Below are 20,695 nucleotides of genomic sequence, written 5' to 3'. Positions count from 1 at the left end.
TCTTCGAGGCGATGACGAACAGCGTCTCGGCCGCGTCGAGGTCGCGCAGCGCCTCGTGCAGGTCCGCGCCGTCGACGTTCGACACGAAGTGGAACCGCAGCTCGCGGTCGGTGTAGGGGCGCAGCGCGGCCACGGCGGCGGGCAGCTCGCGCACCGCGCCCAGCGTGAGCAGGCAGCCGAACTGGAGGACCCCGCAGGCCAGCAGTGCGCGGGCCTGGCCGCAGCGGTCGGCGACCCACCCCGCGACCAGCCCCCCGGCGACGCTGCCGATGCCGTACGCCGTCGTCGCGGCGACGAAGCCGGGGTTCCCCGCGTCCAGCCAGCCCTTGACCAGCACGACGAGGGTCGCGATGAGGGCGCCGACCCCGATGTTGCAGAGCGTGGTGGACACGCACAGCGCCCGCAGGACCCGGTCGCCCCGCAACACCCGTATGCCCTCGGCGATATCGCGGCGCATCGTCGGCCCCTCGGCGGCGGGCGGCTCGACCGGTTCCGCGCTCGCCGCCCCGGTCGCCGCCGTACCGTCCGCCTCCTCGCTCGCCGCACCGGCCGCCGCCCCGGTCGCCTCCTCGCTCGCCGCACCGGCCCTCGTACCGGTCGCCTCCTCGCTCGCCGCACCGGCCCTCGTACCGGTCACGGCACCGGCCGCCGCACCAGCAGCGGTGTCGGCCGCCGTAACGCGCCGGGGCCGCAACGAGGCGATCAGCGCGGCTGCGAGGAAGTAGCTCGCCGCGTCGACGGCGAACGGCACCGCCAGGCCGAGGCCGAGCAGCAGCGGCACCAGGGGCGCGCCGACGAAGCGGCCCGCGATCTCCTGGCCGGTCATCAGCCGGGCGTTGGCCTTGCTCAGCGCCGCCCTGGGCACCACCGACGGGAGCAGAGCGGTGGCCGCGTTGTCGAAGAGCGTCTGGAGAGTCGTCAGGGCGAACGCGAGCGCCAACAGCAGGCCGATGGTGGCGTGTCCGAGCGCGACGGTCAGCGCGAAGGCCGCCATCAGCACGCCGCGCGCCGCGTCCACCGCCCACATGGCCCGGCGCTGGTCCACCCGGTCCGCTACGGCCCCGCCGAGAAGCCCGAAGAGCAGCCACGGCAGAAATCCGCACGCGGTAACCAGCGCGATGAGGAACGGTGAGTCGGTCAGCCCGTAAGCGAGCAGCGGCAGCGCGGCGCCGCGCAACGCGTCACCCAAACGAGAGACCACCGCGGCCGACCACAGCCGGCCGAACCCGCCGCGCCAGGAGGGCGCACCGCCCCGCGCCAGGTCGGCCGATTCGCGAACCGCTCCGCCAACCACCCCGTCAGACGTCTCCGCGCGCGTCCCCGCGCCGGAATCCACCGCCGGTTCCCCCGCCATCGCCCACCCCGTCGTCCTCGATCTCCCGATGGTGGCGACCGTAGCGCCCGGCACTGACAGCGGTCGCTACGCCGGATTCCCCGATCCGGGCCTCAGAACAGCGGAATCCGGACCTCAGAACAGGGGCTTCCCTGCCTCAGAAAGGGGACTCCTGCCTCGGAGCGGGGATTCCACGCCCCGGACGCCGCCGCCGAACGCGTCCGGCCCGGCCGGAGGGACCTCATCCCTCCGGCCGGGCCGGACGTGCACAGCAGTGGTGCGCGAGCTCAGATCTCGCCGCGGAGCTTGGCGAGCGCCTCGGCGAGGATCGCCTCGCCGTCAGCGTCACTGCGCCGCTCCCGCACATAGGCGAGGTGGGTCTTATAGGGCTCGGTACGCGGCGGGGCAGGCGGACTGTCCCGGTCCTGGCCGGCGGGGAAGCCGCAACGCGGGCAGTCCCAGCTATCGGGCACCTGAGCGTCGCTGGCGAAGCTCGGCTGCGTCTCGTGCCCATTCGAGCACCAGAAGGAGATGCGGAGACGCGGTGCGGACTCGCCGCGCTCCGCCTCTCCCATCGGCCCCGCTCCGACCCGACTTCCACGGATCGCGTTGCCACTTGCCACGGTCGTAACTCCCTGCGTGATGGTGCCGCGAAGCATCAACGAGCAGCTCCGCTGCGGTCGCCCCAGTCTACGTAAGGCCCAACGCGCGTCCAGTGACAGGAGTTACACCCGTACGCGAGGACGCCAGCCCATGATAGGCCGCGATTGCGACGGTGTGTCAGCTATCCAATTTCATCAGCAGCCCGACAGCGACAATGCAGGCGAACCACAGCAGACCGACCACGACGGTGAGCCGGTCCAAGTTGCGCTCGGCGACCGAGGAGCCGCCGACGGACGACTGCATGCCGCCGCCGAACATGTCGGAAAGGCCGCCGCCCTTCCCCTTGTGCATCAGCACCAGCAGCATCAGCAGCAGGCTGAAGACGATGAGGGCGATGGAGAACCCCATGATCACGGCTGGACCAACTCTCTCGGACTAATAAAAGGGCGTCGGGGGCCGGACAGTGCCCTCAGGACACGTACCGACCCCCGACAGGGTACGACGGGCCGGGCCCGTCGGTATACCTACTGGTCGCGGAACCGGACGATCTTGACGAACTCGTCGACGTCCAGAGCGGCGCCACCGATCAGCGCGCCGTCCACATCCGGCTGCGCCATGATGGCGGCGACATTGCCGGACTTGACCGAACCGCCGTACTGGATGCGGACCTTTTCGGCCAGCTCAGCGGTGTACAGCTCGGCGAGCCTGCGGCGGATCGCGCCGCAGACCTCCTGCGCGTCCGCGGGGGTCGCGACCTCGCCGGTGCCGATGGCCCACACCGGCTCGTAGGCGACGACGATCGTCTCGGCCTGCTCGGCCGGGATGTCCTTCAGCGCGCCGTCGAGCTGCGCGAGGGTGTGCGAGACCTGGTTTCCGGCCTTGCGGACGCTCAAGCCCTCGCCGACGCACAGGATCGGGGTCAGCCCATTGCGGTAGGCGGCCTTCACCTTGGCGTTGACGAGCTCCTCGTCCTCGCCGTGGTACTGGCGGCGCTCGGAGTGGCCGATCGCCACGAAGGTGCACTGGAACTTGGCCAGCATCGAGCCGGAGATCTCACCCGTGTACGCACCGGAATCGTGCGCGGAGAGGTCCTGGGCACCGTACTTGATCTTGAGCTTGTCGCCGTCGACCAGCGTCTGCACCGAGCGCAGATCGGTGAACGGCGGCAGGACGGCGACCTCGACCGCGTCGTAGTCCTTGTCGGCGAGTGCGAAGGACAGCTTCTGGACGTGTGCGATGGCCTCAAGGTGGTTGAGGTTCATCTTCCAGTTGCCCGCCATCAGCGGAATGCGGTTGCTCATAGGTAGGTCAGTCCTCCAGTGCGGCGAGGCCGGGGAGCGTCTTGCCCTCGAGGTATTCGAGGCTGGCGCCACCACCGGTCGAAATGTGGCCGAACGCGTTCTCGTCGAAGCCCAGGATGCGCACGGCCGCGGCCGAGTCACCACCGCCCACGACGGTGAACGCCGGGCTGTCGAGCAGCGCCTGCGCGATCGCGCGGGTGCCCTCGGCGTAGTCGGGGTGCTCGAAGACGCCCATCGGGCCGTTCCAGAAGACGGTAGCCGCGTCGGCGAGCTTCGAGGCGTAGAGCTCGCGGGTCCGCGGGCCGCTGTCCAGACCGAGCTGGTCGGCCCCGATGGCGTCCGCGGCGACCGTGGTCGGGTTGCTGGGCGCCTTGGTCTTGAGGTCCGGGAACCCGGTGGAGACCAGCACGTCGACGGGGAGGACGAACTCCACGCCGCGCTCCTCGCCCCGCTTGAGGTAGTCCTGGACCGCCGGGATCTGGTCCTCCTGGAGCAGCGAGGCGCCGACCTCGTGGCCCTGGGCCTTGAGGAAGGTGAACGCCATGCCGCCGCCGATCAGGATGCGGTCGGCCTTGTCCAGCAGGTGGTCGATCACGCCGAGCTTGTCGGAGACCTTGGAGCCGCCGAGGACGACGACGTAGGGCCGCTCGACCTGCTCGGTGAGCTTCTTGAGGACCGCCACCTCGGTGGCGATCAGCCCGCCGGCCGCGTGCGGCAGCCGGGCGGGAAGGTCGAAGACGGAGGCGTGCTTGCGGTGCACGGCCCCGAAGCCGTCGCCGACGTACACGTCCGCGAGGGCCGCGAGCTCATCGGCGAAGGCGCCGCGCTCGGCGTCGTCCTTGGCCGTCTCGCCCGCGTTGAAGCGGAGGTTCTCCAGCAGCGCGACCTGGCCGTCCGCGAGGCCCGCGACGGTCTGCCGGGCGCTCTCGCCGACGGTGTCGGCAGCGAACGCGACGCCCGTCTTGAGCAGTTCGCCGAGCCGCTTCGCGATGGGGGCGAGGGAGAACCGCGGGTCCGGCGCGCCCTTGGGGCGGCCCAGGTGGGAGGCGACGATCACCTTGGCGCCGGCGGCGGCGAGCTTGGTGATGGTCGGCAGGACGGCGCGGATGCGGCCGTCGTCGGTGATGGTGCCGCCGTCGAGCGGCACATTGAGGTCGGCGCGGACGAAGACCCGCTTGCCGGCGACGTCGAGGTCGTCGATCGTCTTCATGCTCGGTGGACTCCTTGAGTCTGCGTGTCAGCCTGCATGAGACAGGGCTCGGACGACGCGCCATCGCGTCGTACGAGCCCTGTCCGATTCACATCTCGGTGCCTGCTGCGGCAGCGATCAGAGCTGGCCGCCGACGAAGACGGCCAGGTCCACGAGGCGGTTGGAGTAACCCCACTCGTTGTCGTACCAGCCGATGACCTTCACGCTCTTGCCCTGAACCATCGTCAGGGAGGAGTCGAAGGTGCAGGAGGCCGGCCAGTTGACGATGTCCGAGGAGACGATCGCGTCCTCGGTGTAGTCGAGGATGCCCTTGAGCTGGCCCTCGGCGGCCTTCTGGAACGCGGCGTTCACCTCGTCCACGGTGACCTCGCGCTCCAGCTCGATCACCAGGTCGGTCACGGAGCCGGTGGGGACCGGGACGCGCATCGCGATGCCGTCCAGCTTGCCCTTGAGCTCCGGGATGACCAGCGCGGTGGCCTTGGCGGCACCGGTGGTGGTCGGAATGATGTTCTCCGCGGCCGCGCGGGCCCGACGCAGGTCGGAGTGCGGAAAGTCCAGGATGCGCTGGTCGTTGGTGTACGCGTGCACCGTCGTCATCATGCCCTTGACGATGCCGAAGTTCTCCAGCAGCACCTTCGCCATCGGCGCCACACAGTTCGTGGTGCAGGAGGCGTTGGAGATCACGTCGTGCTTGGCGGCGTCGTACTTGTCCTGGTTGACGCCCATCACGATGGTGATGTCCTCGTTCTTGGCCGGAGCCGAGATGAGGACCTTCTTGGCGCCGGCCGCGATGTGCTTGGCCGCGTCGTCACGCTTGGTGAAGATGCCGGTGGACTCGATGACGACGTCCGCGCCGAGCTCGCCCCAGGGGAGCTTCGCCGGGTCGCGCTCTGCCATCGTCTTGAATGTCTTGCCGTCGACCGTAATGGTGTCGTCGGTGTGGCTGACCTCTGCCTTGAGGCGACCCAGAATGGTGTCGTACTTGAGCAGGTGCACCAGGGTCGCATTGTCGGTCAGGTCATTGACACCGACGATCTCGATGTCCGCGCCCTGTTCCAGGGCGGCCCGGAAAAAGTTGCGCCCGATGCGGCCGAAGCCGTTGATGCCTACGCGGATCGTCACGAACCGATCTCCTCGTTGGTGTGCCGGTTTGGACACCGGCGAGCTGTATGGGATGTCCCCGACCACTGCCGACCCTACCCCCAACGCGAGACGCACGTGACATCCACGGGGACGGCCCGCGCCCACCCGTCGGGGGGACGCGGGCCACCCGGTGTTGACACCGGATTATCGCGGTGCGGGCGCGCCCATCAGGGCCGCGGTCCGCTCAGTCGCGCACCGCTCGCAGCGCGGCGCCCAGCAGCGCGGCCCGCTCACGGGCGGTCCGCACATGCTCCAGGCCGAAGCCCAGCAGCACGGTGTCCCGCGTGGTCACGGCCGCCGAGGAGCGGAACAGCTCCTTGGAGCGGGCCCAGTCCACGGTGTTCGCCGGGCTCCCGGCCGGCGGTCCCGGCACGGTCCAGGGGCCGAGCGAGGTCTCGAAACCCTCGGCGCCCTGGCCGGTACCGCCGGTCACGAGCCTGGTGTTGTCGACGAAGACGCCCCGGCCGCCGGTGCCCGGGTCGCTGACGTACGAGACGGACAGCTCGACCTTCTTGCCCGCGTAGCCGCTGAGGTCGAAGGAGACAGGCCGCCAGCCGTCGGAGGAGCCGGTGAAGCGGTTCCAGCCGCCAGAGCTGCCCGTCGCCAGGCAGTCGTCGTCACCGACGGTCAGATAGCGGGCCAGGAAGGGGTGCGCGTTGACGTAGAAGCCCGCGGCGCACTCGGCGGGGACCTCGCTGGTCGTACCGCCCTTGGCGTCCGGCAGCGTGGTCCAGTCGTCCTGGCCCACCGTGTGCGCCTCGACGATCACGTTGTCGTAGTCGCCCTCGGTGTCGTAGCTGAGCATGAAGTCCAGGCTCGGCTTCGCGTCCGCGCCCGTGCCGCTCAGATCGACGGTCCTGGCCAGCCGCATCCAGGAGTTGTCCCGGTGCACGGCCGCGGCGAACCAGTCGCCCTCGTAGGGCTGGAACGGGGTGCGCACCCCGGGGTACTCGCCCGCCGCGGAACTGCGGAACTGCGGGAACTGCGCAGGGGGCAGCGAGTCGGAGGTGACGGTGTACGCGCCCGCCGCGTCGAGCGGGTTCCCCGCCGCGCCGGCGAGGTCCGCCTTCGCGCCGGCGAGCTTGCCCGCGCCGCCGAACTCCGGCGGCGCTTTGAGCGAGATCCGGCCGTCGGCGCCCAGGTAGTACTGGCTGAAGTCGTCGGTGTCGGCGGGGCCGACCCGCGAGCTGCCGCCCGCCTGCTCGCCGGTGGTGATCAGCTTGCCGCCCTCGTTGAGGAAGTCGCGTACGGCCAGCAGGGTCGCCCCGCCCGGCTTGTTCGCGCCGGAGTACCAGAGCACGGTCTTGAAGTGGCTCAGCACGCCGAGCGCGCTGGGCGCGCCCTTGACGCCGACGTCCCAGACGGCCGCCTCGCGGTGGTTGTCGGCGAGCGCCCGGGTGTACGCGGGCAGCTGCTGGGCCGCGCCGGTTCCGCCTTCCTCGGCGATCACCAGGGTGTCGGCGCGGGGGCGTTCGGCGACGGTGTAGCGGAAGGGGTCGCTCGCGGTCCGCTTGCCGCCGCGGGTGCGGCCGGTGAACCAGACATCGACCTTGTCGCCGACCTCCGCGTCCTCGACCTCGGCCCGGTACTGGTCGAAACGCAGGTTGTCGTCGCCGCCGTAGGTCTCGCCGCCCTTCCAGGCCGCGAGCCGCTCGGTGTGCGTACGGCCGCCGTCGATCCGGTAGTTGAGCCGCTTGTCGCGCACGCTCTTACGGGCGGTGACGGCCACTTCCTGGTCGGCGCCGCGGGCGTAGGAGGCGGTGAAGGCGGCGGGGGTGAAGTCCGGCGCGTCGATGCCCACCGAGGAGGAGGGCTGGTCGGGGTGCTGGGCGGTCTCGGCGACGGAGAGCGCGAAGGGGATGTTCTTGGCGAACTCCTGCTGGATCAGCTTCTCGTCGTCCGGGAAGGTGAAGACCGACGCGCAGTCGGCCGCGTTCCAGGGGTCGTTCGGGTCGATGCGGGAGGCGGTGGCGCAGGTGGACATCTCCGGGGTGAACATCATCATCCCGTTGACGTTGGCCGCGTGCCCGTCGGCCTCGCCGTTGGTCGTGTACAGCTCCGAGGAGACCTGCGGGTGGTAGCCGGGGATCGCGGAGTTCTCCGGGGTGCCGGCGAGCGACTTGTAGAGGACGTCGTCGGGCGTGTCGGTCGCGACCTGCCAGCCGACGCCGTAGAGCAGCAGTTCGGCGGCGGAGTGGTAGTTGATGCCGTACTCGAAGCCGACGCGCTTCTGGAAGGCGTCGATGGCCTTGGTCTCGGGCTCGGACATCGGGCCCTGGCCGCGGTACGTCTCGCTGCCCGGCTGGGGCGAGGAGCCCTCGTTGTCGTAGCCCCACTTGTAGGCGAAGTTGCGGTTCAGGTCGACACCGTCGCCGGGGGTGATCGCGCCGTCGCCGTTGTTGTCGCGGAGGTTCTTGCGCCACTGCCGGTGGCCGGGGCCGAAGGTGTAGTCGTAGCCGTCCGGGTTGGCGGAGAGCACGAACCACAGCTCGGTGCGGTCCACGATCTTGGTGACCCGGTCGTTCTTGCCGTAGTTGCCGATGTAGTAATGCATCAGCCGGCGGGTCATCTCCGGGGTGATCCACTCCCGGGCGTGCTGGTTGGACATGTAGAGCACCGCGGGCTTCTTGCCGTCGGCGGTCTTGGCGGCGCCCTTGCTGATCTTGAGCGCGAGGATGTCCTTGCCCTGGACCGTCTTGCCGATGTTGACGACCTTGGTGAGCCCCGGGTGCGCCCGGTTGGTGTCGATGATCTCCTTCATCAGACCGCCCTGGGCGCCGTACGGGCGGTAGACGCCGTCGCCCGCGGCCTCGACGCGGTTCCGCGCCTTCTCGGAGAGGGTCTTCTTCGTCAGCTGGACGCCCTGACCGCGCAGCCCCGCGGCCTGTTTCCCGGTGAGGTACAGCTCGACCTCGGCGGTGCCCTTGGCCGGCGCCCGCTCGCCCAGTTCATGGCCGTCCGCGCCGGCCGCGAGCAGCAGCGGGATCTGCGCCCTGGTGACCTCGGCGGTCCAGGTGGACACCGTGTCTCCGGCGGCGCCGCCGCGCTCGGCCGACGGCTGGTCCTGTACCTGGTTCTGAGCCTGATTCTGAGCCTGGGCGACGGGTGCCGCCGCCATTCCTCCGATCAGCAGTGAAGCCGCTGCGAGGATCGATCTCGCCTTGCGTCTCATGAGCCCCCCTTGCCGGTGCCTGCCACATCAGTGCACACAGACGACAGGCTCACGATCCCGCATGATCATGTCAATAGCACCTGAGGTTTGCGCATACCTCGCCCCCGGCGCCCATTTCGGGCATCGGGGGCGGGAGGTGTCCGGGAGGGCTCTCCGGCGGGGCCGCCGGGGGGACCTGCCGCGGGGGGACTGCCGTGGGGCGGCCGGGGCGTGACAGGGGCGGTCAGCCCACCATTTCCTCGGTCAGCGTCGACTCCGTACCGGGCAGGCCCATGTCCTGGGCCTTCTTGTCCGCCATGGCGAGCAGCCGGCGGATCCGGCCCGCGACGGCGTCCTTGGTCAACGGCGGGTCCGCGAGCGCGCCCAACTCCTCCAGCGACGCCTGCTTGTGGTCCATGCGCAGCCGGCCGGCCGCGGCGAGGTGCTCGGGCACCTCCTCGCCGAGGATCTCCAGCGCACGCTGCACCCGCGCCCCCGCGGCGACGGCCGCGCGCGCCGAGCGGCGCAGATTCGCGTCGTCGAAGTTCGCCAGCCGGTTCGCGGTGGCCCGCACCTCGCGGCGCATCCGCCGCTCCTCCCAGGCGAGCACCGCCTCATGCGCGCCGAGCCGGGTCAGCAGCGCGCCGATGGCATCGCCGTCCCGTACGACCACCCGGTCCACCCCGCGCACCTCGCGGGCCTTGGCCGGGATGCCGAGCCGGCGCGCCGCGCCGACCAGGGCGAGCGCCGCCTCCGGGCCGGGGCAGGTGACCTCCAGGGAGGACGAGCGGCCGGGCTCGGTGAGCGAGCCGTGCGCCAGGAAAGCGCCGCGCCAGGCCGCCTCCGCGTCACACGTCGCGCCCGAGACGACCTGCGGCGGCAGCCCGCGGATCGGCCTGCCGCGGCCGTCCACCAGACCGGTCTGCCGGGCCAGCTGGTCACCGCCCGCCACCACGCGCACGACATAGCGGCTGCCCCTGCGCAGTCCGCCGGGAGCCATCACCACCAGATCGGAATTGTGGCCGAAAATCTCCAGGATGCCCTTGCGCAGCCGCCTGGCCGAGATCCCGGTGTCCAGCTCCGCCTCGATCACGATCCGGCCGCTGACCAAGTGCAGACCGCCCGCGAAGCGGAGGATCGAGGAGACCTCCGACTTGCGGCAACAGGTCCTGGTGACGGGAAGCCGGGAGATTTCGTCCTTCACCGCTGCCGTCATCGCCATGGGCCGATCCTTCCATGCATCCGGAAAATACGGTCGTACGCGGCTGCCAACAGCTCCGGATCATGCTTCGGAAGGCCATCGGGCGCTGCGACCGGCGCCAGCGCGACCGTGCCCCCCAGCCGCTGGGCGGCTTCACGGAGGCTTTCCCGGTCGGGCACGGCGGCCTCGTCGGCCAGCACCACGTCCAAGGCGAGTTTAGGGGCGTGTCGGGCCAAAACCTCCAAATGACGCTGCGGAGAGAAGCCATCGGTCTCCCCGGGCTGCGGCACGAGGTTCAACGAGAGCACCCTGCGGGCCTTCGTCTCCATCAGCGCGTCGAGCAGCTCAGGGACCAGCAGGTGCGGAATGACCGAGGAGAACCAGGAACCGGGCCCCAGCACCACCCAGTCCGCGTCGAGCACCGCCGCGACGGCCTCCGGAACGGCGGGCGGATCGTGCGGAACCACATGCACCGACTGGACCTCGCCGCGGGTCAGCGCGACGGTGGCCTGGCCCCGAACGGTCGAGATCTCGTCCGGGCGTGTCGGGTCATGGCCCTTGACGAGCGCCTGGAGCTCCAGCGGCACCGCCGACATGGGCAGAACCCTGCCGTGCGCCCCCAGCAGCCGCCCGACCCACTCCAGGGCCGCGACGGGGTCGCCCAGCTGCTCCCAGAGAGCCACGATCAGCAGATTGCCGACCGCGTGTCCGTGCAGGTCGCCCCCGCTCTGGAAGCGGTGCTGGATCACCTGGGACCAGGTCTGGCCCCACTCGTCGTCGCCGCACAGCGCCGCGAGCGCCATGCGCAGATCGCCGGGCGGCAGCACCCCCAGCTCATCGCGGAGCCGGCCGCTGGAGCCGCCGTCGTCCGCGACCGTGACGACGGCGGTCAGGTCGCCGGTGATCCGGCGCAGCGCGGCCAGCGAGGCGGACAGCCCGTGTCCGCCGCCGAGCGCGACGACCTTGGGCTGCGCCCCGGTACGGGCTCCGACGAGCCGTCGGACGCTGCGCAGCCTGCGGGTCCGCGTTGTCACTCGCGCCCCATGTCCCGGTGGACGAGGACGGTCTCGACGCCTTCGGTGGCGAGGCGGTCCGCGAGCTTCGCCGACATCGCGACGCTGCGGTGCTTGCCGCCGGTGCAGCCGACGGCGATGGTCACATAGCGCTTGCCCTCACGGCGGTAGCCGGTGGCGATGATCTCCAGCAGCTCGGCGTAGCGGTCCAGGAACTCCTTGGCGCCGGGCTGGTTGAAGACGTAGTTGGACACCTCTTCGTTGAGGCCGGTGAAGGGGCGCAGCTCGGGGACCCAGTGCGGGTTGGGCAGGAAGCGGCAGTCGACCACCAGGTCGGCGTCGACCGGCAGGCCGTACTTGTAGCCGAAGGACATGACGGTGGCGCGCAGCTCCGGCTCCTCCTCGCCGGCGAACTGGGCGTCCATCTTGGCGCGCAGCTCGTGGACGTTGAGGCTGGAGGTGTCGATGACCAGGTCGGCGTCGCCGCGCAGCTCGCGCAGCAGGTCGCGCTCGGCCGCGATGCCGTCGACGATGCGGCCGGAGCCCTGCAGCGGGTGCGGGCGGCGGACCGACTCGAAGCGGCGGACCAGGGCGTCGTCGGACGCCTCCAGGAAGATCACCCGGCGCTTCACGTGCTTGGCGTCCAGATCGGCGAGTGATTCGCGCAAATTGTCGAAGAAGCGACGGCCGCGCACGTCGACGACAACGGCGATCCGGGCCACGTTTCCCTGCGAGCGCGCGCCGAGGTCCACCATGGTGGGGATCAGCGCGGGCGGCAGGTTGTCGACCACGAACCAGCCGAGGTCCTCCAGGCACTTGGCGGCGGTGCTGCGGCCCGCCCCCGACATACCGGAGATGATCACCAGCTCCGGGATGGCGGCAGGCTCACCGGCCTCCGGCGTCGCGCCCGTAGTCACCTGGTCTCCGTCCTTGTCGCTGTCGTTGGTGTCGGCGTCGGTGTTCGCGTCGGTGTTCGCGTCGGTGTTGTCGCTGGTGGCGTCGGTGTCAGCGCTGGTGGCGTCGCTGATGCCGGCGGTGCCAACGGTGGCGTCCGTGCCGTCGCCGGCGTCGGCGCCGTCGATGCCGGCGGTGGATTCGGCTTTTCGGCCGCTGTCTCTGTGGATCTCGTTCATCTTCCGTGCCCCCGTTCCGTTGCCGAGGCCGGCGCGGGTACGTCGCCCTCGCTCCCGCTCCGTGGAGCGGGCTCCTCAATGATCTCTCCTGTGGCGGTGTTCACCGCGGGGCCGCCGGGTGTCGCCCGCGCGAGCGCCGCCACGACTGTCTCGGCGGTCTTGCGGCCTATGCCCGGCACCTCGCAGATCTGCTCGACGGTCGCGGCGCGCAGCCGCTTGACCGAGCCGAAGTGCTTGACGAGGGCCAGCCGGCGGGTCTCGCCGAGGCCGGGGACCGCGTCGAGCGGCCCGGCCTTCATGGATTTGGCGCGTTTGGTGCGCTGGTAGCTGATGGCGAAGCGGTGCGCCTCGTCGCGCACCCGTTGCAGCAGGTAGAGCCCCTCGCTGCTGCGGGGCAGCACGACCGGGTCGTCGTCGCCCGGCAGCCAGACCTCTTCGAGGCGCTTGGCGAGGCCGCAGACGACGACGTCGTCTATGCCGAGTTCGTCGAGCGCCCGCTTGGCGGCGGCGACCTGCGGCTGGCCGCCGTCGACGACCACGAGCTGGGGCGGGTAGGCGAAGCGGCGCGGCCGGCCGTCCTCGTCCCGGCCGACGGCCGGATCGTCGGGGGCCGGAGCGGCGAGGGCTTCGGGTGCCGCGACCGGGCCGCCGGCTGCCGGGCCCGCGTCCGCCATTCCCGCGTCCGCCTCTCCCGCAGCCACCGCGCCCGGGTCCGCCCCGTCCTCGTACTCCACCAGCCACTCCCCCGTGCGCTCCTTCGCCTGGAGGTAGCGGCGGAAGCGACGGCTGATGACCTCGTGCATCGACCGGACGTCGTCCTGGCCCTCGAAGGTCTTGATCGCGAAGCGGCGGTACTCGCTCTTGCGGGCGAGGCCGTCCTCGAAGACGACCATGGAGGCCACCACGTCGTCGCCCTGCAGGTGCGAGATGTCGAAGCACTCGATGCGCAGCGGCACCGAGTCCAGCCCGAGCGCCTCGGCGATCTCCTCCAGGGCGCGGGAGCGGGTCGTCAGATCGGACGCGCGCTTGGTCTTGTGCAGCACGAGCGCCTGCTGGGCGTTCCGCTGCACGGTCGCCATCAGGTCCTTCTTGTCGCCGCGCTGCGGGATGCGCAGGCTGACCTGGGAGCCGCGCCGCTCGCTGAGCCACTGGCCGATCGGCTCCACCGGGTCCGGGAGCGCCGGGACGAGCACTTCCTTCGGCACGGCGTCGCCCTTCTCCTCGCCGTACAACTGCTGCAGAGCGTGCTCCACCAGCCCGGCGGTGTCGACGGCTTCCACCTTGTCGGTGACCCAGCCGCGCTGGCCCCGGACGCGGCCGGACCGGACGTGGAAGATCTGGACGGCGGCCTCCAACTCGTCCTCGGCGACCGCGATCAGGTCGGCGTCGGTGTCGTCGTTGAAGACGACCGCGTTCTTCTCCATGGCGCGCTTGAGCGCGCCGATGTCATCGCGGATCCGGCCCGCTTTCTCGTACTCCATCGCCTCGGCCGCGTCCCGCATCCGCTCTTCCAGGCGGCGCAGGTACGTGCCCGTGCGGCCGGCCATGAAGTCGCAGAATTCCTCGGCGAGTTCGCGGTGCTCCTCGGGGGTGACCCGGCCGACGCAGGGCGCGGAGCACTTGCCGATGTAGCCGAGCAGGCAGGGGCGGCCGATCTGCTCGGAGCGCTTGAACACCCCGGCCGAGCAGGTCCGCACGGGGAAGACGCGCAGCATCAGGTCGACGGTCTCGCGGATCGCCCACGCGTGACCGTACGGACCGAAGTAGCGCACGCCCTTCTTCTTGGGGCCGCGCATGACCTGGACCCTGGGGTACTTCTCGTTGAGGGTCACGGCCAGCGACGGGTAGCTCTTGTCGTCGCGGTATTTGACGTTGAAGCGCGGGTCGAACTCCTTGATCCAGGAGTATTCCAGCTGGAGCGCCTCGACCTCGGTGGAGACCACGGTCCACTCGACGGAGGCGGCCGTGGTGACCATGGTGCGGGTGCGCGGGTGCAGGTTCGCCAGGTCCTGGAAGTACGAGGACAGCCGCGGGCGCAGGCTTTTCGCCTTCCCGACGTAGATCACTCTGCGGTGCTCGTCACGGAATTTGTAGACCCCCGGAGTGTCGGGGATCTGTCCCGGCTTGGGTCGGTAACTGCTGGGGTCTGCCATGCCCTCACCCTACTTGTGGGGGGTGACACTTCCGCTGCCGCGCCGACCCTGTTCGTAAAGTCGCCGCTCCCGGTTCCCGATGCCCGGACGTACCGCCCCGGCGCGAATCGATCGCGCCGGGGCCGGTGCGGGGAAGCCGTGGGGCAGCGACGGCTACCCGAAGAAACCATCAGTCACGGCCGTCGCCCCGCCGCCTGCGTATCGCCACCATGCCGGACAGCGTGAGGGCGACGAGCGCCGCCGCACCGGCAGCGGTGGAGGCGACGGTCAGCAGGCCGCTGTCACCGCTCAGCCCCTCGGGGGTCGCGGAGGCCTGCTCCGGGGAGCGCACGGGTCGCGAAGACCCGGGAGACCTCGGGGCCGCCGCGGATTCTGCGGGTTCTGCTGACTTCGAGGTGCCGACTCCGGCCGCCGGCCCGGACCCGTAGCCGCCCGCCTCCCTCTTCCTGTCGTACGCGGAGCCGGGGAGCTTGTCGCCGTACGCCTTGTGGACGCGGGCGCGGAAGGCGTCGAGGGTGCCGCCTTCCACGCCGACGGCCCGCTTCGCGTCGGCGTCGAGCGGCAGCACGCGCTCGCCGCGCTGGACGTACCAGGCGTTGATCTGCGGCTCCTGGAAAACCGTTCCGCCCTTGCCACCGGCGGCGCTCGCGCCCCGCGCCGCGTAGCGCGTCGCGTCGTCCCCGGTGGCGATGTTCACCACCTTCCACGCGCCGTCCGTGCGGACCGTCCACACCGACGCCCGCTGTCCGTCCGAGGCGACGGCCTCGCTCGCGAAGAACTCCAGCTCGGCGACGGGGACGGCGGACGACTCGGTAGGCGCTCCGGCCACGAAGGCCGGTGACAGGACGTAGACCGGGACGGTCGCGCCCTCGATCCGGGGAGCGGCGGCGGCCCGGGTGACCGCGCCGTCGCGGGCGAAGAAGCGCGAGAGGGTCTCACGGGCGGCGGGGGCCGCGGCGGCCTCGCGGGCGGCTGCCAGGCTCGACGCGGCCGGGTACTTCGGGGTGGTCGGGGACTTCGGGGTGGTCGGCGGCTTCGTGGCGGCGGGGGACTTCGTGACGGTCGGGGCCTGCCCGGCGTACGCCTGCCCGGCGCCGCCCAGCAGAGCGGCGGCGAGCATGGCGGTGACGGCCGCGCGGGCAGCGGCCCTGGGTGTCGTCATGACCTCAAGCCCCGATCCGGTAGAGCGAATGGGTCCAGGAGAACGAGTCGCCGTTCACGTAGTAGTCGTAGTTACCCCAGTTGTAGCGGGTGTTGGACGCCCATGGGTCACCCCAGTAAACCCAGGTGTTCGCCGTGTCGAAGCCGTACACGACGTGCATGTGGCCGCCGCCGGAGCTCCACTGGATGCGGGTCTCGATCGGCCGGCCGGCATTGATCTCCGTCTGCACGGCCGGGTAGCGCAGAGCAGTGCGGCGGCGGCGAGCGCGGTGAGGGTGAGCCGTCTGCGGCGGCCGGCTTCGGTTCGGGTTTGGCGTGGTGCAGGGGGCACCTGTGGTGCGGGGGATATTCGTGGTGCACGTGGTGCATGAAGCATGGCGATGCGGGAGAGCACCGAGGCGGAGTTGGCGCGGGCACTGCGCAGCGGCCCGTTCCATCTGGCGCGGCGGACCGCGCTGACGGTGCGCGGCCTCGCCCTGCACCGGGTGCAGCACCGGTTGGCGCAGCGCGGCGTCAAGGTCGGGGGGACCAGCCTCAGTTGCTGGCAGCAGGGGGCGCGGCGGCCCCAGCGGGCCGAGTCGCTGCGCGCGGTGCGCGCGTTGGAGGACGTACTGGAGCTTCCGCCGCACGCGCTCACCCGGCGACGGCCGGACGCCGCCGGTGGAGCGGCCGGCCGCGCGCTCCCCCGGTTCCCCCGCTCAGGCGTCAGGTCACGCGTCGGGGCCGGCGACCAGCTTGCCGCCGGCGGTCTTGACCGGGACGGCGGGCAACGGGTCGGTGGCGGGGCCGTGCAGCACCTTGCCGGTCGTGGTGTCGAAGCGGCTGTGGTGGCAGGGGCAGCTCACCTCGGTGCCCCTGACGGTGTCGACGACGCAGCCCGCGTGCGTGCACACCGCGCTGAACGCCTTGAACTCGCCCTTGGCGGGCTGCGAGACAACGAGCTTGTCCTCGCGGTAGAGCTTCGCGCCGCCGACCGGCACCGCGTCCGCCGCGCCGAGCTCCACTGGCCCCGTCGGCAGCGCGGACTTCTTCTCGCCCGAGCCGCCCGAGCAGGCCGCCGCTCCGAGGCCGGCGACTCCGGCGAGCGCGGTGCCCCGCAGCACGGTCCGGCGGGTGGCGGGCTGAGCCGGCATGGGAACTCCCTGCTGAAGGACGCGCTGGTCACACGCCGGTACGGTGCTCCGAGCCTACCGGCACAGAACATTCCGCCCCGGCCCGGGAGCCCGCAGCGTGCGCGGACCCCGCCTCTCCGACTGCTCTCGCCCTGCCCGACGTGGCTCAGGAACGGCCCGAGTCAGGACGGCCCGAGTCAGGAGCGACCCGGCTCGGGAACGAACCCGCCCAGAGCCGCCCCGGCTCGGAACGGACCCGGTTCAGAGCCGCCCCGACTCAGAACCGGCCCGAATCAGGAACGGCGCGAGACCGCCGCCTTCTTCGCCGCCGTCTTGGCGACCGCCTTCTTGGCCGGAGCGGCCGACTTCGCCGGCGCCTTCTGCGCGGCGGCCTTCTTGGCCCCCGCCGCCCGCTTGCGCACCGGGGCCGCGTCGCTGACGCGCTCCCCCAGCAGTTCGCGGAGGAACTTGCCGGTGTGGCTCCCGGGCACCGCGGCCACCTCTTCGGGCGTGCCCTCGGCGACGACCCAGCCGCCGCCGTTGCCGCCCTCGGGGCCCATGTCCACGACCCAGTCGGCGGTCTTGATCACATCGAGGTTGTGCTCGATCACGATCACCGTGTTGCCCTTGTCGACCAGCCCGGACAGCACATTGATGAGCTTGCTGATGTCATCGAAGTGCAGGCCGGTGGTCGGCTCGTCCAGGACGTAGACCGTGCGCCCGGTGGAACGCTTCTGCAGCTCGCTGGCGAGCTTGACGCGCTGCGCCTCACCGCCCGAGAGGGTCGGCGCGGACTGCCCCAGGCGTACGTACCCGAGGCCGACCTCGCTGAGCGTACGCAGATGCCGGGAGATCGTCGGGACCGCCTCGAAGAAGGCGAGCCCCTCCTCAATGGGCATGTCCAGCACCTCGGCGATGGACTTGCCCTTGAAGTGCACCTCCAACGTCTCCCGGTTGTACCGCGCACCGTGGCAGACCTCGCACGGGACGTACACGTCCGGCAGGAAGTTCATCTCGATCTTGATCGTGCCGTCGCCGGAGCAGTTCTCGCAGCGCCCGCCCTTGACGTTGAACGAGAAGCGGCCGGGCAGATAGCCGCGGACCTTCGCCTCCATCGTCTCCGCGAACAGCCTGCGGACATGGTCGAAGACTCCGGTGTACGTCGCCGGGTTGGAGCGGGGCGTGCGGCCGATGGGCGACTGGTCGACATGCACGACCTTGTCGACCAGGTCATCGCCCTCCACCCGGGTGTGCCGGCCGGGCACCGAGCGCGCGCCGTTCAGCTCGCGCGCCAGGTGGGTGTAGAGGATGTCGTTGACCAGCGTGGACTTGCCCGAACCGGAGACGCCGGTGACGGCCGAGAACACGCCGAGCGGGAAGGACACATCGATGTCCTGGAGGTTGTTCTCCCGCGCGCCGTGCACGGTCAGCTGACGCGAGCGGTCCACCGGGCGGCGCACGTCCGGGGTCGGGATGACCCGCTTGCGGGCCAGGTACTGGCCGGTCAGCGACGCCTCGTTGGCGAGCAGTTCCTTCATCGAGCCGCTGTGCACCACCTCGCCGCCGTGCTCGCCCGCGCCCGGGCCGATGTCGACCACCCAGTCCGCGGCCTTGATGGTGTCCTCGTCGTGCTCGACGACGATGAGGGTGTTGCCGAGGTCGCGCAGCCGGACCAGGGTCTCGATCAGCCGGTGGTTGTCGCGCTGGTGCAGACCGATCGACGGCTCGTCCAGCACGTACAGCACGCCGACCAGGCCGGAGCCGATCTGGGTCGCGAGCCGGATGCGCTGCGCCTCGCCGCCGGACAGCGTGCCCGAGGCGCGGTTCAGCGACAGGTAGTCGAGGCCGACGTCGACCAGGAACTTCAGCCGTTCGTTGACCTCCTTGAGCACCCGCTCGGCGATCTTCTTGTCGCGGGCGTCCAGCTTCATGGCGCCCAGGAAGTCGGCGCAGTCACTGATCGACAGCGCGGCGATGTCCGCGATGGACTTGCCCATCATGGTGACCGCGAGGACGACCGGCTTGAGCCTGGTCCCCGCACAGGTCGGGCAGGGTACCTCGCGCATATAGCCCTCGAAGCGCTCCCGGCTGGAGTCGGTCTCCGCCTCGGAGTGCCGCCGCTTAACGAACGGCACCGCGCCCTCGAAGGCCGTGGTGTACGAGCGCTCGCGGCCGTAGCGGTTGCGGTAGCGCACCTCGATCTGCGTCTTGTGGCCGTGCAGCAGCGCCTTCCTGGCGCGCTGCGGCAGTCCGCCCCAGGGCATGTCGGTGCGGAATCCCAGCTCGCCCGCGAGCGCGCCGACCAGCCGCGCGAAGTACTCCTTGGTGTGGCCGTGCGACCACGGGTGGATGGCGCCCTCGTCCACGGACTTGTCCTCGTCAGGGACGATCAGCTCGGGGTCGACCTCCATCCGGGTGCCGATGCCGGTGCAGTCGGGGCAGGCGCCGAACGGCGAGTTGAAGGAGAAGGAGCGCGGCTCCAGCTCCTCGAAGGAGAGGTCGTCGTACGGGCAGTAGAGGTGCTCGGAGAACATCCGCTCGCGCAGCGGGTCGTCCTCGTCGAGGTCCACGAAGTCGAGGATCACCATGCCGCCGGAGAGCCCGAGCGCGGTCTCGACCGAGTCGGTCAGCCGGCGCTTGGCGCTCTCCTTGACGGTGAGGCGGTCGATGACCACCTCGATGGTGTGCTTCTCCTGCTTCTTGAGCTTCGGCGGATCGGAGAGCTGGATGATCGCGCCGTCCACCCGGGCCCGGCTGTAGCCCTTGGTCTGGAGGTCCGAGAAGAGGTCGGCGAACTCGCCCTTGCGCTCCCGGGCCAGCGGCGAGAGCACCTGGAACCGGCTGCCCTCCTCCAGCTGGAGCACCCGGTCGACGATCGCCTGCGGCGACTGCCGGGCGATCGGACGCCCGCACTCGGGGCAGTGCGGCTTGCCGATGCGGGCGAACAGCAGCCGGAGGTAGTCGTAGACCTCAGTGATCGTGCCGACCGTGGAGCGGGGGTTGCGCGAGGTCGACTTCTGGTCGATCGAGACCGCCGGGGACAGACCCTCGATGAAGTCCACATCGGGCTTGTCCATCTGCCCCAGGAACTGGCGGGCGTACGAGGAGAGCGACTCGACGTAGCGGCGCTGCCCCTCGGCGAAGATCGTGTCGAACGCGAGAGAAGACTTGCCCGACCCCGAGAGTCCGGTGAAGACGATGAGGGAGTCGCGGGGGAGGTCGAGCGAGACGTTCTTGAGGTTGTGCTCGCGAGCGCCACGGACGATGAGACGGTCAGCCACGCCGGTCTGCACCTTTCTGGAGAGAAACGGGGGGGTGCGCCACGGCCACCCATCCGTCAAGGGTAGGGGGATGCCACAGCGATGTCTTTATGATGCCTCCACCGAGCTTATAGCACGCGCATTCGATTTACGGGATTCCCCTGCCACCTTCACCCGAAGGAGTGTCGGCGCTAGCCTCGGGCCATGAATGATCACGCGCACGACCTGCGCTCCGTCCATGAAGCCACCGACCGGCTGCTGACCGCGGCGGCCGGGCTGGACGACGTTTCCGCGGCCGGACCGTCCCGGCTCCCCGGCTGGACCCGCAGCCACGTCCTGGCGCATCTCGCCCGCAACGCGGACGCGCTGACCAACCTTCTCGACTCCGCGCACACCGGCATGGACACCCCCATGTACCGCAGCGAGGACGCCCGCAACGAGGACATCGAGCGCGACGCCCACCGCCCGGTGGCCGTCCACCTCGACGACCTGCGCAGCTCCGCCGCCCGCTTCGACGCGGCGGCGGCCCGGCTCACCGACGAGCAGTGGCAGCACGTCGTCGCCATGCGCAACGGCCGCTCCAATCCCGCGTACGTACTGCCGCACATGCGCCGCGTGGAGATCGAACTCCACCACGTCGACCTCGACGTCGGCTACAGCATGGCTCGACTCCCCGCCGAGTTCGTCGACCGCCAGCTCGACTTCATCGGCGGCCGGCAGTTCGTCGACCGCCCGGGGGTCCCCGCGCTGCTGCTGCGCACCGACGGCGAACGCGAGTGGCGCACCGGCGACTCCGCCGGCGACCCGGTCACCGTCGAGGGCGCGCCCGGCGCGCTGCTCGGCTGGCTCACCGGCCGTACGGACGGCAGCGGCCTCAGCACCCCGGCCGCCGCGCTCCCCGTCCTGCCGCCGCTAGGCTGA

The 20,695-nt window shown here is 70.9% G+C and carries 15 protein-coding genes and 1 pseudogene; 1 reads left to right on the top strand and 15 read right to left on the bottom strand.

The genetic code is table 11. The features are described 5' to 3' along the window. The 15 genes and pseudogenes from QMK28_RS25105 to uvrA form a co-directional block, all read right to left on the bottom strand. Nucleotides 1-1,189: MFS transporter (locus QMK28_RS25105; protein ID WP_326441828.1), on the bottom strand; the 1,189-nt coding region annotated here is incomplete at its 3' end. Nucleotides 1,190-1,620: 431 nt separating this feature from the next. Continuing rightward, the gene (locus QMK28_RS25100) at nucleotides 1,621-1,956 is read right to left on the bottom strand and encodes an RNA polymerase-binding protein RbpA (RefSeq protein WP_326441826.1); all 336 of its coding nucleotides are present in this window, start codon (nucleotides 1,954-1,956) and stop codon (nucleotides 1,621-1,623) included. A 157-nt stretch (nucleotides 1,957-2,113) separates the two neighbouring features. Beyond that, a complete protein-coding gene (gene secG / locus QMK28_RS25095; RefSeq protein WP_326441824.1) occupies nucleotides 2,114-2,344 on the bottom strand; it encodes a preprotein translocase subunit SecG in 231 nt (76 codons plus the stop codon). Between the two features lie 116 nt (nucleotides 2,345-2,460). Continuing rightward, complete coding sequence (gene tpiA, locus QMK28_RS25090; RefSeq protein WP_326441822.1) at nucleotides 2,461-3,237, bottom strand: triose-phosphate isomerase; 777 nt, start codon at nucleotides 3,235-3,237, stop codon at nucleotides 2,461-2,463. 7 nt (nucleotides 3,238-3,244) lie between these two features. Next, complete coding sequence (locus QMK28_RS25085) at nucleotides 3,245-4,447, bottom strand: phosphoglycerate kinase (RefSeq protein WP_326441820.1); 1,203 nt, start codon at nucleotides 4,445-4,447, stop codon at nucleotides 3,245-3,247. A gap of 117 nt (nucleotides 4,448-4,564) precedes the next feature. Then, the gene (gap, locus tag QMK28_RS25080; protein WP_326441818.1) at nucleotides 4,565-5,569 is read right to left on the bottom strand and encodes a type I glyceraldehyde-3-phosphate dehydrogenase; all 1,005 of its coding nucleotides are present in this window, start codon (nucleotides 5,567-5,569) and stop codon (nucleotides 4,565-4,567) included. Between the two features lie 205 nt (nucleotides 5,570-5,774). Next, on the bottom strand, nucleotides 5,775-8,762 hold the full coding sequence (locus tag QMK28_RS25075; RefSeq protein WP_326441816.1) for a M14 family metallopeptidase: 2,988 nt from the start codon (nucleotides 8,760-8,762) through the stop codon (nucleotides 5,775-5,777). 223 nt (nucleotides 8,763-8,985) lie between these two features. After that, a complete protein-coding gene (gene whiA / locus QMK28_RS25070; protein WP_326441814.1) occupies nucleotides 8,986-9,963 on the bottom strand; it encodes a DNA-binding protein WhiA in 978 nt (325 codons plus the stop codon). Next, nucleotides 9,954-10,976, bottom strand: coding sequence for a gluconeogenesis factor YvcK family protein (locus QMK28_RS25065; protein WP_326441809.1), 1,023 nt, complete (start codon nucleotides 10,974-10,976; stop codon nucleotides 9,954-9,956). The genes whiA and QMK28_RS25065 overlap by 10 nt, the downstream gene beginning before the upstream one ends. Further along, entirely contained in the window at nucleotides 10,973-12,088 is a 1,116-nt protein-coding gene (gene rapZ / locus QMK28_RS25060; RefSeq protein ID WP_326441807.1) for an RNase adapter RapZ, read from the bottom strand. Before rapZ ends, QMK28_RS25065 begins: the two co-directional genes overlap by 4 nt. Beyond that, nucleotides 12,085-14,241, bottom strand: a complete 2,157-nt coding sequence (gene uvrC / locus QMK28_RS25055) for an excinuclease ABC subunit UvrC (protein WP_326441805.1) — start codon at nucleotides 14,239-14,241, stop codon at nucleotides 12,085-12,087. Before uvrC ends, rapZ begins: the two co-directional genes overlap by 4 nt. A 169-nt stretch (nucleotides 14,242-14,410) precedes the next feature. Next, on the bottom strand, nucleotides 14,411-15,403 hold the full coding sequence (locus QMK28_RS25050; protein ID WP_326441803.1) for a hypothetical protein: 993 nt from the start codon (nucleotides 15,401-15,403) through the stop codon (nucleotides 14,411-14,413). 4 nt (nucleotides 15,404-15,407) lie between these two features. Then, nucleotides 15,408-15,647: pseudogene (locus QMK28_RS25045) on the bottom strand (papain-like cysteine protease family protein); the annotation flags it as partial. A 465-nt stretch (nucleotides 15,648-16,112) separates the two neighbouring features. Then, entirely contained in the window at nucleotides 16,113-16,535 is a 423-nt protein-coding gene (locus QMK28_RS25035; protein ID WP_326441801.1) for a Rieske (2Fe-2S) protein, read from the bottom strand. Between the two features lie 272 nt (nucleotides 16,536-16,807). After that, nucleotides 16,808-19,795: an excinuclease ABC subunit UvrA gene (uvrA, locus tag QMK28_RS25030; protein WP_326441799.1), complete on the bottom strand. Its 2,988-nt coding sequence runs from the start codon at nucleotides 19,793-19,795 to the stop codon at nucleotides 16,808-16,810. Between the two features lie 183 nt (nucleotides 19,796-19,978). Between uvrA and QMK28_RS25025 the strand changes: the two genes are divergently transcribed. Then, the gene (locus tag QMK28_RS25025; protein WP_326441798.1) at nucleotides 19,979-20,695 is read left to right on the top strand and encodes a maleylpyruvate isomerase family mycothiol-dependent enzyme; all 717 of its coding nucleotides are present in this window, start codon (nucleotides 19,979-19,981) and stop codon (nucleotides 20,693-20,695) included.

The organism is Streptomyces sp. H27-D2, from assembly GCF_035828615.1.
Taxonomy (GTDB): domain Bacteria; phylum Actinomycetota; class Actinomycetes; order Streptomycetales; family Streptomycetaceae; genus Streptomyces.
The sequence above is the reverse complement of the archived record's forward strand: the minus strand, read 5'-3'. Positions and strand labels throughout refer to the sequence as shown.

Bases quoted from the DNA above. Each gene is read 5' to 3' on its own strand.
- QMK28_RS25075 (WP_326441816.1), bottom strand. From the start codon at position 8,762: ATGAGACGCAAGGCGAGATCGATCCTCGCAGCGGCTTCACTGCTGATC.
- secG (WP_326441824.1), bottom strand. From the start codon at position 2,344: ATGGGGTTCTCCATCGCCCTCATCGTCTTCAGCCTGCTGCTGATGCTG.
- whiA (WP_326441814.1), bottom strand. From the start codon at position 9,963: ATGGCGATGACGGCAGCGGTGAAGGACGAAATCTCCCGGCTTCCCGTC.
- tpiA (WP_326441822.1), bottom strand. From the start codon at position 3,237: ATGAGCAACCGCATTCCGCTGATGGCGGGCAACTGGAAGATGAACCTC.
- uvrC (WP_326441805.1), bottom strand. From the start codon at position 14,241: ATGGCAGACCCCAGCAGTTACCGACCCAAGCCGGGACAGATCCCCGAC.
- rapZ (WP_326441807.1), bottom strand. From the start codon at position 12,088: ATGAACGAGATCCACAGAGACAGCGGCCGAAAAGCCGAATCCACCGCC.
- QMK28_RS25085 (WP_326441820.1), bottom strand. From the start codon at position 4,447: ATGAAGACGATCGACGACCTCGACGTCGCCGGCAAGCGGGTCTTCGTC.
- QMK28_RS25025 (WP_326441798.1), top strand. From the start codon at position 19,979: ATGAATGATCACGCGCACGACCTGCGCTCCGTCCATGAAGCCACCGAC.
- QMK28_RS25035 (WP_326441801.1), bottom strand. From the start codon at position 16,535: ATGCCGGCTCAGCCCGCCACCCGCCGGACCGTGCTGCGGGGCACCGCG.
- QMK28_RS25050 (WP_326441803.1), bottom strand. From the start codon at position 15,403: ATGACGACACCCAGGGCCGCTGCCCGCGCGGCCGTCACCGCCATGCTC.